Genomic DNA, 14715 nt, shown 5'->3' with positions numbered 1-14715 from the left:
CCCTGCACAAGGTTACTGGGTGCGGGTCACTCGTCCGGACGCCGAGGCCCTCGGGATACGGCTACTGCCGCAGCGCCCAGCCGCGCTCCCGCAGTGCCTCCTTCAGACCGGCCGCGGCCTTCGGCTCGACCGAGAGCTGGACCAGGCCGGCCTGCTGCCCCGTCGCGTGCTCGATGCGCACGTCCTCGATGTTGACGCCGGCCCGTCCCGCGTCGGCGAAGATGCGGGCCAGCTGGCCGGGCTGGTCGTCGATGAGGACGACGACGGTCTCGTACACGCGCGGTGCGCTGCCGTGCTTGCCCGGTACCCGCACCTGGCCGGCGTTGCCGCGGCGCAGCACGTCCTCGATGCCGACGGTGCCCTGCTGCCGCTTGGCCTCGTCGGCGGACTGCAGGGCGCGCAGGGCCGCGACGGCCTCGCCGAGGTCGGCGGCGACATCGGCGAGCAGGTCGGCGACCGGGCCCGGGTTCGCGGACAGGATGTCGATCCACATGCGCGGATCGGAGGCGGCGATCCGGGTCACGTCCCGAATGCCCTGTCCGCACAGCCGTACGGCGGCCTCCTCCGCGTGCTCCAGGCGCGCGGCGACCGTGCTGGAGACCAGGTGGGGCATGTGGGAGACGAGGGCGACGGCGCGGTCGTGGGCGTCGGCGTCCATGACGACCGGGACGGCCTGGCAGTGCGAGACCAGCTCCAGGGCGAGGTTCAGCACCTCGGTGTCGGTGTCCCGGGTCGGGGTGAGCACCCAGGGGCGGCCCTCGAAGAGGTCGGCGGTCGCGGCCAGCGGGCCGGACTTCTCGCGGCCGGACATGGGGTGCGTGCCGAGGTACCTCGACATCACGGACAGGTCCAGGCCGAGGGACTCCAGCTCGCGGCGCGGGCCGCCCTTGACGCTGGCCACGTCGACATAGCCGCGGGCCACTCCCCGGCGCATGGCGTCGGCGAGCACGCCGGCCACGTGTGCGGGCGGGGCGGCCACGATCGCGAGGTCGACCGGGCCGGCCGGGGCCTCGTCCGTGCCGGCGCCCAGCGCGGCGGCCGTACGGGCCTGCTCGGGGTCGTGGTCGGCGAGGTGGACGTTGACGCCGCGCCGGGCGAGGGCCAGGGCGGCGGAGGTGCCGATGAGGCCGGTTCCGATGACGAGTGCGGTTCTCACTGGGCGATGTCCTTGCGCAGGGCGGCCGCGGCGCCGAGGTAGACGTGGTTGATGTCGGCGCGGGGCCGGTCCGACTCGATGTGCGCGAGGAGCCGTACGACGCGGGGCATGGCGCCCTCGATGTCCAGTTCCTGGGCGCAGATCAGCGGCACGTCGAGGATGCCGAGCCCCCGGGCGGCGGCGGCCGGGAAGTCGCAGTGCGGGTCGGGGGTGGCCGTGAACCAGATGCTGATCAGATCGTCGGTGGACAGCGCGTTCCGCTCCAGGACGGCGGTGAGCAGGGCTCCGACCTGCTCGTCCATGTGCCCGGCCTCGTCCCGCTCCAGTTGGACGGCCCCTCGGACCGCTCGTACCGCCACGGCGCTGCTCCCTGTTGACATGCGGATCTGTTCTTGGTCCGTCCAGGGTAGTCAGCCCGCGCGCGACGGGTGCGGTTCGCCCGATCGCTGAGACGATGCGCAAAGTCCGTTATCTACCTGTTTCTACATCTATGCGGAGGCTGACCATGACCGAGGGCACGACCCGGCGCACGGTTCTGTCCACGGGCGCCGCGGCGCTCGTCACCCCCGTCGTGGCATGCGGCGGCACCACGGCCCCGAGCGACACCAGCGTGGCCCTGGGCCCCACCAGCGACATCCCGGAGGGCGGCGGCAAGGTCTTCAAGGACCAGAAGGTCGTCGTCACCCAGCCGAAGAAGGGCGACTTCAAGGCCTTCTCCGCGATCTGCACCCACCAGGGCTGCACGGTGGACAAGGTCGCGGACGGCACGATCGACTGCCCGTGCCACGGCAGCAAGTTCCATGTCGCCGACGGCTCGGTGGCCCACGGCCCGGCGGCCAGGCCGCTGCCCGCGAAGTCGATCAAGGTGGAGAAGAATTCGATCCGTCTGACGTGAGAGGTCCGCGTACGCTCCGGGCATGCAGCCCGAGACCCTGGTACGCGACCACACCGTCTACGCCTGTGTCATGGGTTCGAGGGCCTTCGGTCTGGCGACGGACACGAGCGACACCGACCGACGGGGCGTGTTCCTCGCCCCCACTCCCCTGTTCTGGCGGTTCCAGAAGCCGCCGACGCATGTGGAGGGGCCGGGCGAGGAGCAGTTCTCCTGGGAGCTGGAGCGGTTCTGCGAGCTGGCGCTGCGGGGCAATCCGAACATCCTGGAGTGCCTGCACTCGCCGCTGGTGGAGCAACTGGACGACACTGGCCGGGAGTTGCTGTCCCTGCGCGAGGCGTTCCTCTCCCGCCTGGCCTACGACACCTTCACCCGCTATGCCCTCGGCCAGCGCAAGAAGCTCGACGCGGACATCCGTACGACGGGCGCCCCGCGCTGGAAGCACGCCATGCATCTGCTGCGCCTGCTGACGAGCGCCCGGGACCTGCTGCGCACCGGCGAGCTGCGCGTCGACGTCGGCGACCGACGCGAGGAACTGCTCGCGGTGAAGCGGGGCGAGGTGCCCTGGGCCGAGGTCGAGACGTGGATGGGCCGGCTGGGGACGGAGACGGAGCGGGCCCTGCGTCGCAGCCCGCTCCCGTCCGAGCCGGACCGGGCCTTGGTCGCCGGCTTCCTGTTCCGGGTCCGCCGGGACTCAGCCCTTGAGGCGCAGGCGTATCACGAAGTCCTGCAGGGCGTCGTACGCGGTGGGCGCATCGGGCAGGGCTGAGGCGGACTGGGCCTCGTCCAGCACGGCGTGCAGACGCTCCACGTCGACCTCCACGCGCGCGTGGTCGACACCCGCCGTGCCGTGCTCCCGCTCCGCCTTGGCGGCTATCAGCTCGGGCAGATAGCCGGGTGCGTCGATCTGCTCCAGGAGGGTGGGCAGATGGGCCTGGACCTCGCCGCTGCGCATGAGGTGGATGCCGGTGAGCAGCACCCGGAACGTGTAGAGCAGCGGCTTGAGTTCGCCGGTCTTCTCGAACAGCCGCCACTGGGTCACCGCGAACCCCCGGTAGTGGTGGGCGTGATGGCCGGTGAGGACGCCGGGGGCGAGCGCGGCGAGCTCCCGGTGCGCGTCACCGGTGTGCACGACCAGCGGCGAGAGCAGCTGCTCCAGCACATAGCCGTTGCGGCGCAGCATCAGCCGGACGAACTTGCGCAGATCGTGGGTGACGAGGTCCAGCTCGACGCCGTAGCGCACCCAGGCGCGCGAGCGGGTCTCCTCCGGCTCGCGCAGCCCGACGAGGTCGGCCGCCGGGAGCAGATGGACGCCCCGCAGATCCACGTCCGAGTCCCGCGAGGGGAAGCCGTACAGATGGGCTCCGGAGACGGTCGCGAACAGCAGCGGGTCGGGCTGTTCCGCGACCACGGGCGCGAGGTCGAGGTCTTCGATCATGGACCTAAGCGTCCCAGAGCGCCCCCGGGGCCAAAAGGCCGCCTCGGTACTCGATCCGGGAGTGGATCCAAAGGTCGCCGAGTCGCGTAGACCACACCCCCCTTATCGTCACAGAGACCATAAAGGGGGGTGGTGATTCAGGTGACTCAGGTGACTCAGGTGGTTCAGACGCGAGCGCCGATCAGAGATCGACTTCCTTCATCAGCATGCCGACCTCGGTGTTGGACAGCCGGCGCAGCCAGCCCGACTTCTGGTCGCCGAGCGTGATCGGGCCGAAGGCGGTGCGCACCAGCTTGTCGACCGGGAAGCCGGCCTCCGCCAGCATGCGCCGCACGATGTGCTTGCGGCCCTCGTGCAGGGTCACCTCGACCAGGTAGTTCTTGCCGGTCTGCTCGACCACCCGGAAGTGGTCCGCGCGCGCGTAGCCGTCCTCCAGCCGGATGCCGTCCTTCAGGCGCTTGCCCAGGTCGCGCGGGATGGGACCGACGATGTGCGCGAGGTAGGTCTTGCGCACGCCGTACTTGGGGTGGGTGAGGCGGTGCGCCAGCTCTCCGTGGTTGGTGAGCAGGATGACACCCTCGGTCTCGGTGTCCAGCCGGCCGACGTGGAAGAGCCGCGTCTCGCGGTTGGTGACGTAGTCACCGAGGCACTGCCGCCCCTCCGGGTCCTCCATCGTGGAGACGACACCCGCCGGCTTGTTCAGCGAGAAGAACTGGTACGACTGCGTCGCGACCGTCAGGCCGTCGACCTTGACCTCGTCCTTGTCCGGGTCGACCCGGCGGCCCTGCTCCAGCACGATCTCGCCGTTGATCTCGACGCGCGCCTGCTCGATCAACTCCTCGCAGGCCCGCCGCGAGCCGTAGCCGGCGCGCGCGAGGATCTTCTGCAGCCGCTCGCCCTCCTGCTCGGCGCCCGGGAAGGTCTTGGGCAGCTTGATGTCCTTCTTGTCGGCGTAGCGGTCCCGGTTGCGCTCCTCGGCGCGCGTCTCGTACTCACGCGACCGCGCCGGGGCCGAACGGCCGCCGCGCTGCTGGGACTGCTTCGGGCCGCCCTTGGCGCCGCCGCGGGCCGCACCGCCGCGGCCGGACTTCGGGCCCTCCGGGGAGGCGCCGGGACCCACGTCGTAGCGGCGCTCCTCAGGGCGGGGCTTGCGGGGCCGGCCCTGCCCCTGCCGCTCGTCCCGGTTGTTGCCGGCGCCGCGGTGGTTACCGCGTCCGCCACTCTTGCCGCTGCCGCTGCTTCGCATCAAAGTTCCGTCTTAGTCGTCTGCGTCCTCTACGCCGGGCGCGTCGGGCGCGTCCGGGTCGAACGACGGGACCCCCTCCTGGGTCTCGGCCTCGATCGCCTCCGCCTCCGGGAGGAAGGGCGCGAGCTCCGGAAGTTCGTCCAGGCCGCGCAGGCCCATCCGCTCCAGGAAGTAGTTCGTCGTCCTGTACAGGATCGCACCTGTTTCGGGTTCCGCGCCCGCCTCCTCGACCAGACCGCGCTGCAACAGGGTGCGCATCACACCGTCGCAGTTGACTCCGCGTACGGCGGAGACGCGGCTGCGGCTGACCGGCTGACGGTAGGCGACCACCGCGAGGGTCTCCAGCGCCGCCTGGGTGAGCCGGGCGGTCTGGCCGTCCAGGACGAGCCGCTCGACGGCGGGGGCGTACTCGGCTCGGGTGTAGAAGCGCCAGCCGCCCGCGACGAACCGCAGCTCGAAGCCGCGGCCCTGCACGGTGTACTCGTCGGCCAGCTCCCGCAGCGCGTCCGCGATCTGCCGCTTCGGCCGCTCCAGCAGCTTCGCGAGATGCTCCTCGGTCGCGGGCTCGTCCACGACCATGAGCATCGCCTCCAGGGCGGGCCTGAGGTCGAGGTCGGCGACGGTGCGCAGCCCGGCCGGGATCCCGGCGGTCCTCTCGCTCATGTCTTCTGCTCCTCCTTGGGCTGCTCGGGCGGCCGGTCGAACTCGTCGGTGACCATCGGTGCCGTGTCGGTGTCCCCGCCGGTCCAGCGCACCAGCAGCTCCCCGAGCGCGTCCTCCTGCTCCAGGGCGACGGCCTTCTCGCGGTACAGCTCCAGCAGGGCGAGGAACCGGGCGACGACGGTGAGCGTGTCGTCGGTGTCCTCGATGAGGGCGCGGAAGCTGACCTCGCCCAGCTCCTTCAGCCGGCCGACCACGATCCGGGCCTGTTCCTGCACGCTGACCAGCGGGGCGTGGATGTGGTCGACGTAGACCTGCGGCTTGGGTCTCGGCTGCATGGCCTTGACCGCGAGCTTGGCGAACCCCTCGGGGCCGATGCTGATGACGACCTCGGGCAGCAGCTCGGCGTGGTGCGGTTCCAGGCCGACGGTACGGGGCCAGCGGCGGGCCTCGTCGTCCAGGCGCCGGTTGAAGATGTCGGCGATCTGTTTGTACGCGCGGTACTGCAGCAGCCGCGCGAACAGCAGGTCCCTGGCCTCCAGCAGCGCCAGATCGGCCTCGTCCTCGACCTCGGCGGCGGGCAGCAGCCGGGCGGCCTTGAGGTCGAGGAGGGTGGCGGCGACGACGAGGAACTCGGTGGTCTGGTCCAGGTCCCAGTCGGGTCCCATGGCCCGGATGTGCGCCATGAACTCGTCGGTGACCTTGGACAGCGCGACCTCGGTCACGTCCAGCTTGTGCTTGGAGATGAGCTGGAGGAGCAGGTCGAAGGGGCCCTCGAAGTTCGCGAGACGGACCTTGAAGACGCCGTCACGGACTTCTTCGGCGGCGGGTCGGGGGGCCTTTGGCGGGGTGGCTTCGGGCGCCGGGTCCGGCAAGGCTGCTTCGGGCGCCACGTCCGGCAGGGCGGCTTCGGGCGCCACTCGCGGTTCCGCGCCGTCGTACCCACCGACCTCGGCAGGACCCACGACCTCGGACGGACCGGCGGCCTCGGACGGACCGGCGGCCTCGGGCAGGCCGGCGACCTCGGGCGCAGACGCACCCGGTCCCCGGCCCAGGGCACGCCGGCGTCCGGCTCCGGCGCCAGGGAGGGGAAGGTCGTTCGAGGTCATAGCCTCCGCAGGCTACCCCTACCGCCCCCGTAGCCGTCGTACGAGGATGCTCGCGTCCCCGCGTGACTCCAGGTCGGCCAGGACCACGGCGACCGCCTCACGGACGATCCGCCCGCGGTCCACCGCCAGCCCGTGCTCACCGCGGAGCACCAGACGGGCGTGTTCGAGGTCCATCAGCTCCTCGGCCGACACATACACCGTGATCTTCTCGTCGTGCCGCTCCCGCCCGCTGGGCCGGCGGTTCGCCGCCCGCCCCTTCTTGCGCTGCTGGGCGGCGCCAGAACCTTCCTGCGGCGCCTGGCGGCGCGTGGAGCGGGCGCGGGACTCGCCGGCCTCGGACTCGGCCTCCGCCGCGACATGCTCGGCGCCCTCGCCGTCACCGCCCTGGACCGGCACCGACTGCGGTGCGTCCTCGGCGGCCGCCACATCGTCGCTCTCCCCCGCGGGGGCCGGCACCCGGGCCTCACCGTTGGCCGAGCGCCGGGGACTCGACGGCTGAAGCGCCGTCCCCCCTGTCGTACGGAAGAGTTCGTCGGCCCCCGGCAGACTCACTCGGCGTGACACCGGGCGAGCACCTCCCTGGCGAGCTGGCGATAGGCGGCGGCACCGACGGAGTTGGAGGCGTACGTGGTGATCGGCTCACCGGCGACCGTGGTCTCCGGGAAGCGCACCGTACGGCCGATGACCGTGTGGTAGACGTGGTCGTCGAACGCCTCGACCACACGGGCCAGGACCTCACGGCTGTGGACCGTGCGCGAGTCGTACATCGTGGCGAGGATGCCGTCCAGTTCCAGCTCGGGGTTGAGCCGCTCCTGGACCTTCTCGATGGTCTCGGTCAGCAGGGCCACACCGCGCAGGGCGAAGAACTCGCACTCCAGCGGCACGATCACCTTGTGAGCGGCCGTCAGGGCGTTCACGGTGAGCAGGCCGAGCGAGGGCTGACAGTCGATCACGATGTAGTCGTAGTCGGACATCAGCGGCTTCAGGGCGCGCTGCAGCGTCGACTCGCGGGCGACCTCGGAGACCAGCTGGACCTCGGCGGCCGACAGGTCGATGTTGGAGGGCAGCAGGTCCATGTTGGGGACCGCCGTCTTCAGCAGGACCTCGTCCGCGGACATGCCCCGCTCCATGAGCAGGTTGTAAACCGTCAGATCGAGTTCCATCGGATTGACGCCGAGACCCACCGACAGCGCGCCCTGCGGGTCGAAGTCCACGAGCAGCACGCGCCGTCCGTACTCCGCTAGCGCGGCACCCAGGTTGATGGTCGACGTCGTCTTGCCGACGCCGCCCTTCTGGTTGCACATCGCGATGATCTTCGCGGGGCCGTGGTCGGTCAGCGGGCCCGGGATCGGGAAGTACGGCAGCGGGCGTCCGGTCGGACCGATGCGCTCGCGGCGCTGGCGGGCCGCGTCGGGCGCCAGCGTGGCCGCGTACTCCGGATCGGGCTCGTACTCGGCGTCGGGGTCGTAGAAGTGCCCCTCGGGCAGTTCGTCGTAGTCGGCGAATTGGTTGTGGGGCGCGCCACTTCCGTCGCCGGCCATGGCGTTCACGTGATGGCCATCCATGCTCTGGTGTGCTGTCCGGGCGGTCTGCGGACCCGGACTCTGGTGGGCTGCGAAGGTGCGCACAGCTACGGAGCCGACAGCCTCGAATCCCGCGGAGCCCTGGCCCCGTACCGGCATTCCTGGTTGACCACCCCCGGGAGAAAATGTCGACTCATTCACAAGTCGTCTTACCTCCTTGGTGACCAGGAAACTTCTAGACAAGGTCAGCGTGGCACCATGCCGACGGTTGGCGACTCTATGGCGTGTCGGCGGTTCGCAGCAACACAATCCGCCGGACCCGGCACGATGTGTCGGCAATGAAACATCTCGCTGTCAAGGGCGTACGGCCGTCGCACAGTAGGTTTCACCGGTGTGCGAATCGGTCGAAGGGTTACGTTCGAGGCGAGTTGAGCGAGAGCCGCAAAGTGACCATACACACATCCGGCCGGACCTTGTCGGGCAAGGTCCGGCCGGGTGCGCGGTGTTGACGAACCGTGTTGACGAATCGCCTTTTACCTGATGGTGACTTAGTGACTCACCTGGTCACCGGCGTCGGGCGGGGTCAGCCGAGCAGGGTCGCCAGCTCGACGTGCTCCAGGCCGTGGGCCTCGGCGACCTCCTTGTAGACGACCTTGCCGTCATGGGTGTTGAGGCCCTTGGCGAGCGAGGCGTCGCGGCGCAGCGCCTCGACCCAGCCGTTGTTGGCGAGGGAGACGATGTAGGGCAGCGTCGCGTTGGTGAGGGCGTTGGTGGAGGTGTTGGGCACCGCTCCGGGCATGTTGGCGACGCAGTAGAAGACCGAGTTGTGGACCTGGAAGGTCGGCTCGGCGTGCGTCGTGGGGTGGGAGTCCTCGAAGCAGCCGCCCTGGTCGATCGCGATGTCGACAAGGACACTGCCGGGCTTCATCCGGGCCACCAGCTCGTTGGTGACGAGCTTCGGGGCCTTGGCGCCGGGGATGAGGACCGCGCCGATGACGAGGTCGGCGTCGAGGACGGCCTTCTCCAGCTCGAAGGAGTTGGACATGATCGCCTTGACCTTCGTACCGAAGATCTTGTCGGCCTCGCGCAGCTTGTTGATGTCGCGGTCGAGCAGGGTCACCTCGAAGCCCATGCCGACGGCGACCTGGGTGGCGTTCCAGCCGGAGACACCGCCGCCGATGACCACGCACTTGGCCGGGGTCACACCCGGGACGCCGCCCGGCAGCACACCACGGCCGCCGGCCGCGCGCATCAGGTGGTAGGCGCCGACCTGCGGGGCCAGCCGGCCCGCGACCTCGGACATCGGGGCGAGCAGCGGCAGCGCGCGGCTGGGCAGCTCGACGGTCTCGTAGGCGATGGCCGTGGTGCCGGACTCGACGAGCGCGTCCGTGCACTCCTTGGAGGCGGCCAGGTGCAGGTAGGTGAAGAGGATCTGGTCCTTGCGGAGGCGGTGGTACTCCTCCGCGATGGGCTCCTTGACCTTCAGCAGCAGGTCGGCGGCGGCCCAGACCTCGTCCGCGGTGTCCAGGATCTGGGCACCGGCGGCCACGAACTCGTCGTCCGTGATCGAGGAGCCGACGCCGGCCGCCCGCTCGATGACGACCTGGTGGCCGTTGCGCACCAGCTCGTGCACACCGGCGGGGGTGATGGCCACCCGGAACTCGTTGTTCTTGACCTCGCGGGGGATGCCGACCTTCACGTCGATCACGGTCCTTGGCTCAGAGGGTATGGGGGGGTGCATTACATGACATACCCAGGCATGCAGAGCACACCGGGAGACACCGCAGGAGAACGTGCGGCAGAGCCAGTTTAATGAAGGCGTTCCGGCTGTCTAGCCTTTCATTGCATCAATCTTCACTTGATGTACTACGGATTTCGCAGGCATCCATGTCCTGAGCGTCCTGATTGTGGCTTGCGTCGTCGTCCGGGGCCTCCTGGTCCAGCATGCGCTCGGCCGCGCCACGGTGCAGATGGGCGGCGGCGCCGTCGCCGAGGCGCTCCAGCGTGTCGGCCAGCCGGAGCTGCAGCGCGGCCTGCAACCGCACGTCCTCGGCGCGCCGCGCCCACTCCACCGCTTCCTGGCAGGTGCGCAGCGACTCGGTGAGCCGCCCCGCGTACTCCTGCACCCGGGCCAGCTCGCTCAACGCCCGCGCATGGGCGCCGACATCACCGCTCTTGCGATAGCCCGCGACGGCGGCCCGCCAGTTGCGCAGCCCCTCGCCGTAGCGGCCGGCGTAGGTGTGGACGCTTGCGATCCGGCCGTAGAGCCGGGCGGCGGGCTCGCGCTCGCCCCGGGCCAGCCGCTCGGCCAGGGCCCGGCCGAACCAGTCGGCGGCCCGGTCGTAGTCCCCCAGCTCCTGATAGGCGCCACCTACGGATTCCATTGCGCGACCGGTCGCGTACGGGTCATTTGCTCTGCGTCCGGCGGCCATGGCCAACCGATATCGTGCCAGCGCGCTCCGAGTGCGGCCGGTCTGCGCGTCCACGTCGCCCAGGTTCAGCAGGGCCGCGGCCTCCTCCCGGGGCAGACCGCGACGCTCCGCCACATCGAGGACGAGGCTGTGTACGTCGTACAGGTCGGGGGCCGCGGCATGGGTGCCCTCATGCGCCACCATGGCCCTGACCAGCTGGGACATCAGCCGGCGGGCGAGGGTGTCCAGCTCGCCGTCGGCCACCGCGAGCCGCGCGGAGGCCAGCAGCGCGGGCCGCCGGATGCGCAGCCAGTCGGCGGCCGCCCGGGGGCTGGGGAAGCGCACCTCGCGGGGCATCGTGTTCAGCTTCTCCCGGGCCTGCGGGCTGTCCGTCTCGGTGATCGCCCGGCAGGACTGCAGCAGCCGTACCGTCCGCTCCAGCATCCGGGCCCGCGCCAGCTGGAGCTCCGCCGGCCGCTCCTGGCTGTCGGCGCAGGCGCGCATCAGCGCGTGCAGACAGCCGGGGACGTCGTACTGGGGCAGCGGGGAGTCCACCGGGCGCAGCAGGCCGAGGGCGACGAAGTCGTCCAGGACGGAGCGGGCGGCGCTCACCGAGCAGCCGGCCAGGGACGAGGCGGTGTGCGGGTCGACCAGGCCGGCCGGGGCGAGCGGGAGCAGCCGCAGGATCCGGGCGGCCAGGACGGACAGCTCCTCGTGGACATGCCGGAAGACACGGGCCAGCGGAGTGGCGTCCGTACCGTCGTCGGGGACCGTGCGCAGCCGTTTGGCGAGGTCGGAGACGGCGGCCTTGGGGCGGGCGGCGAGCCAGCCGCCGGCCAGGACGAGCGCGGCCGGATGGCCCTGGCAGGCCTCGACCAGGCTCTCGGCGGCACGCGGGTCGACCGTGATGCGGACCGCGCCGGTGTAGCGGGTGAGCAGTTCCACCGCGGACTTGGTGTCCAGGCCGCCCAGGGTGCAGGGGCGGACGTCCGCGATGCCCGTGAGCGGGCCGGCGGAGACGGCCACCACCAGACAGTCCGGAGCCTGCGGGAGCAGCGCGTCGACCTGCTCGGCGCCGGCCGCGTCGTCCAGCAGCAGCAGGGTGCGCCGCTCGGTGAGGGCGTCGCGCAGCGTCTCGGCCAGCTCGTCCTCGGCGGCGCCGGCCGGGGCCGGCAGCTCCAGCGCGGCGAGCAGCTCACGGGCGGCGCGCCCGACCGGGACGGGGGTGCCGTCGGGCTCGCTGAGCCGGGCCCGCAGCACGCCGTCGGGGTAGCGGCCGGCGACCTCGCGCACGAGCTCCTCGGCGAGGGCGGTCCGGCCGGAGCCGGGGCGGCCCGCGATCAGAAGCACACGCGCGCGTGGTGCCTTGCGGCCGGAGAGGGTGTCCAGGCCGGCGCGCTCGATGTCGGCGCGCAGCTCCTTCAACTCCCTTGTACGGCCCAGGAAATGGTCGTCCGCACCTTCGTGCGCCCGCAGCCAGACCCCGCCTGTGTCCACCACCTGATCCGTCACGGGCCACACTCCCGTCCCACCGCACGCGCAAGCCCGCCGGATCTTCCGCAACAGGCGTGCACGAGCCTAGTTCACGCTCTGCGGCGTGCCGGGAGGAGCGCGGCGGACGAATCCCCTGATCGGATCAGGCGATCGTCACACCAGTACGTCGAACGGGTGGGACTCAGGACGCGAAGGGCCGGGCCGGCCAGGGGGCGTCCGCCGGGCGCAGTGCGTCGAGGCCGTCGCCGCCGCGGGCGGCCGCCAGCGACAGCACGCCGACGACCAGGGCGTTGTTGTGCACGTCCCCGGCCAGGACGCGGCGCACCAGTTCGTCGACCGGCACGCTCGCGTACTCCAGGTCGATCTCCTCGTGCTCGGCCTCGAACCGCTCGCCCTCGGCCTCGGACAGACCACGGGCGAGGAAGACCCGTACGGCCTCGTCGCAGCCGCCGGGCGTGGTGTAGACGTCGGTCAGCACCCGCCAGTCCTCGGCCTTGACGTGGGCCTCCTCGTACAGCTCGCGCTGGGCGGCGTGCAGCGGGTTCTCACCGGGGACGTCGAGCAGGCCGGCCGGGATCTCCCACAGCTTGTGCCGCACCGGGTGGCGGTACTGGTGGATGAGCAGCACCCGGTCGTCCTCGTCCAGCGCGAGGACGGCGACCGAGCCGGGGTGGACCTGGTAGTCGCGGCGGGCCACCGAGCCGTCGGGCATGACCACGTCGTCCGTGCGGACCGAGGTCTTCTTGCCCACGAAGGGGGTCTCCGTCGCCCGGATCTCCCACTCCTCGGGGGTGTCCTTGATCGTCATGCCCTGCCCTCCACACATGCGCCAACGGCCGGGGCGCTCCTTGCGTGTGCGCCCCGGCCACCGTACAGCTCTTGTACTACTTGGTGATCTTCCGCTCGACAGCGGCCTTCACCAGGCCGGCGAACAGCGGGTGCGGACGCGTCGGCCGCGAGCGCAGCTCGGGGTGCGCCTGTGTGGCGACGAGGTAGGGGTGGACGTCACGCGGGTACTCCACGTACTCCACGAGCTTGCCGTCCGGCGAGGTGCCCGAGAAGAGGATTCCGGCCTTCTTCTCCAGCTCCGCGCGGTAGGCGTTGTTCACCTCGTAGCGGTGGCGGTGGCGCTCCTCGACGTACTCCTTGCCGTCGTACACCTCGCGCACGATGGAGCCCTCGGCGAGCTTCGCCGGGTACATGCCGAGGCGCATGGTGCCGCCCATGTCGCCCTCACCGGCGACGATGTCCATCTGCTCGGCCATGGTGGAGATCACCGGATGACCGGTGGCCGGGTCGAACTCGGTGGAGTTGGCGTCCGGGATGTCGGCCAGGTTCCGCGCGGCGTCGATCACGATGCACTGCAGGCCCAGGCAGAGACCGAGCAGCGGGATCTTGTTCTCGCGGGCGTACTTGATCGCGCCGACCTTGCCGAGCACACCGCGGTCACCGAAGCCGCCGGGGATACAGATGCCGTCGACGTCGCCGAGGGCGGCCTTGGCGCCGGCCGGGGTCTTGCAGTCGTCCGAGGTGACCCACTTGATCTTGACGCGGGCCTTGTTCGCGAAGCCTCCGGCGCGCAGCGCCTCGGTGACCGACAGATAGGCGTCGGGCAGGTCGATGTACTTGCCGACCAGCGCGAGGGTGATCTCGTGATCGGGGTTGTGGACGCGGTCGAGCAGGTCGTCCCAGGTCGTCCAGTCGACATCGCGGAACGGCAGGTCGAGCTTGCGCACGACATAGGCGTCCAGGCCCTCGGTGTGCACGACCTTCGGGATGTCGTAGATCGAGCGGGCGTCGGGGCAGGCGACCACGGCGGCCTCGTCGACGTCGCACATCAGCGAGATCTTGCGCTTGATCGCGGTCGGGACCTCGCGGTCGCAGCGCAGCACGATGGCGTCGGGCTGGATACCGATGTTGCGCAGGGCGGCGACGGAGTGCTGGGTCGGCTTGGTCTTCAGCTCGCCGGACGGGCCGATGTACGGCAGCAGCGAGATGTGCACGACGAAGACGTTGTCCCGGCCGACCTCGTGGCGGACCTGGCGGACGGTCTCCAGGAACGGCAGCGACTCGATGTCGCCGACCGTGCCGCCGACCTCGGTGATGACGACGTCCACCTCGTCGGTCGCCATACGCCGGATACGGTGCTTGATCTCGTTGGTGATGTGCGGGATGACCTGCACGGTGTCACCCAGGTACTCGCCGCGCCGCTCCTTGGCGATCACGGTCGAGTAGACCTGGCCTGTAGTGACATTGGCGCTGCCGTCCAGGTCGCGGTCGAGGAAACGCTCGTAGTGTCCGATGTCCAAGTCGGTCTCGGCGCCGTCGTTGGTGACGAAGACCTCACCATGCTGGAAGGGGTTCATCGTGCCCGGATCGACGTTGAGGTACGGATCCAGCTTCTGCATCACGACGCGCAGCCCGCGAGCCTTGAGCAGCATGCCCAGGCTGGAGGCGGTCAGGCCCTTGCCGAGCGAGGAGGCGACGCCCCCGGTGACGAAGATGTGCTTGGTCGTCGTAGATTTGGGCGGCATGGCCAAGAGGGGGCTCCCGTGGTCGCTGTCTGTGATGCGGGGCGGCTGCCGACCCGGAGGGTTCCGGGGGCGCCGTCGCTGCGGTTCGGGGGTTTCAGGCCCACCGGTCCACGGGCTACCAGGGTATCAGCGCCTGGACGAGATGGCTTCCGGCCACGCTCCGTATTCCAGCGCGCACGGACGCACAGCACGGATCACCTCGCCTCACGTGTCACCACAGGCACGCACAGGTCACACGGATATCACCCGCTG

Annotated in this window: 14 protein-coding genes; 2 read left to right on the top strand and 12 right to left on the bottom strand. The window is 70.6% G+C overall.

Annotation, left to right across the window (positions count from 1 at the left end):
• Positions 1–61: 61 nt before the first annotated feature.
• Together IE277_RS10945 and aroH are read right to left on the bottom strand one after the other, a co-directional pair.
• Positions 62–1156, bottom strand: coding sequence for a prephenate dehydrogenase (locus IE277_RS10945; protein ID WP_189951035.1), 1095 nt, complete (start codon positions 1154–1156; stop codon positions 62–64).
• On the bottom strand, positions 1153–1515 hold the full coding sequence (gene aroH / locus IE277_RS10940; RefSeq protein ID WP_189951034.1) for a chorismate mutase: 363 nt from the start codon (positions 1513–1515) through the stop codon (positions 1153–1155). Before aroH ends, IE277_RS10945 begins: the two co-directional genes overlap by 4 nt.
• Before the next feature lie 146 nt (positions 1516–1661).
• On the opposite strand from aroH, the gene IE277_RS10935 reads away from it, so the two are divergent.
• Complete coding sequence (locus IE277_RS10935) at positions 1662–2051, top strand: Rieske (2Fe-2S) protein (protein ID WP_189951033.1); 390 nt, start codon at positions 1662–1664, stop codon at positions 2049–2051.
• 22 nt (positions 2052–2073) lie between these two features.
• Positions 2074–2817, top strand: a complete 744-nt coding sequence (locus IE277_RS10930) for a nucleotidyltransferase domain-containing protein (protein WP_189951032.1) — start codon at positions 2074–2076, stop codon at positions 2815–2817.
• Here IE277_RS10930 and IE277_RS10925 read toward each other — a convergent pair.
• The 10 genes from IE277_RS10925 to pyrG all read right to left on the bottom strand — a co-directional run bounded on the left by IE277_RS10925 (position 2743) and on the right by pyrG (position 14463).
• On the bottom strand, positions 2743–3486 hold the full coding sequence (locus IE277_RS10925; protein ID WP_189951031.1) for a nucleotidyltransferase domain-containing protein: 744 nt from the start codon (positions 3484–3486) through the stop codon (positions 2743–2745). The genes IE277_RS10930 and IE277_RS10925 overlap by 75 nt on opposite strands.
• A gap of 181 nt (positions 3487–3667) precedes the next feature.
• Positions 3668–4732, bottom strand: a complete 1065-nt coding sequence (locus IE277_RS10920; RefSeq protein WP_189951030.1) for a pseudouridine synthase — start codon at positions 4730–4732, stop codon at positions 3668–3670.
• A gap of 12 nt (positions 4733–4744) precedes the next feature.
• Positions 4745–5395 carry an SMC-Scp complex subunit ScpB gene (gene scpB, locus IE277_RS10915; RefSeq protein WP_189951029.1) on the bottom strand — a complete coding sequence of 217 codons (651 nt, stop codon included), beginning with the start codon at positions 5393–5395 and terminating at the stop codon, positions 4745–4747.
• Positions 5392–6501, bottom strand: coding sequence for a segregation and condensation protein A (locus tag IE277_RS10910; protein WP_189951028.1), 1110 nt, complete (start codon positions 6499–6501; stop codon positions 5392–5394). The genes scpB and IE277_RS10910 overlap by 4 nt, the downstream gene beginning before the upstream one ends.
• An 18-nt stretch (positions 6502–6519) precedes the next feature.
• Positions 6520–7065, bottom strand: a complete 546-nt coding sequence (locus IE277_RS10905; RefSeq protein ID WP_189951026.1) for a hypothetical protein — start codon at positions 7063–7065, stop codon at positions 6520–6522.
• Complete coding sequence (locus IE277_RS10900; protein ID WP_189951024.1) at positions 7050–8183, bottom strand: ParA family protein; 1134 nt, start codon at positions 8181–8183, stop codon at positions 7050–7052. The genes IE277_RS10905 and IE277_RS10900 overlap by 16 nt, the downstream gene beginning before the upstream one ends.
• A 424-nt stretch (positions 8184–8607) precedes the next feature.
• Entirely contained in the window at positions 8608–9723 is a 1116-nt protein-coding gene (gene ald, locus IE277_RS10895; RefSeq protein WP_189951771.1) for an alanine dehydrogenase, read from the bottom strand.
• A 148-nt stretch (positions 9724–9871) separates the two neighbouring features.
• Positions 9872–11947: a tetratricopeptide repeat protein gene (locus tag IE277_RS10890; RefSeq protein ID WP_189951021.1), complete on the bottom strand. Its 2076-nt coding sequence runs from the start codon at positions 11945–11947 to the stop codon at positions 9872–9874.
• A 163-nt stretch (positions 11948–12110) separates the two neighbouring features.
• On the bottom strand, positions 12111–12737 hold the full coding sequence (locus IE277_RS10885; protein ID WP_189951019.1) for an NUDIX domain-containing protein: 627 nt from the start codon (positions 12735–12737) through the stop codon (positions 12111–12113).
• Between the two features lie 76 nt (positions 12738–12813).
• Positions 12814–14463 (bottom strand): CTP synthase, encoded by a 1650-nt coding sequence (pyrG, locus tag IE277_RS10880; RefSeq protein WP_189951017.1) that lies wholly within the window; start codon positions 14461–14463, stop codon positions 12814–12816.
• Between the last annotated feature and the right edge of the window lie 252 nt (positions 14464–14715).

Source organism: Streptomyces alanosinicus (genome assembly GCF_014650595.1).
Taxonomy (GTDB): Bacteria; Actinomycetota; Actinomycetes; order Streptomycetales; family Streptomycetaceae; genus Streptomyces; species Streptomyces alanosinicus.
This window is presented reverse-complemented; position numbering and strand designations above follow the sequence as displayed.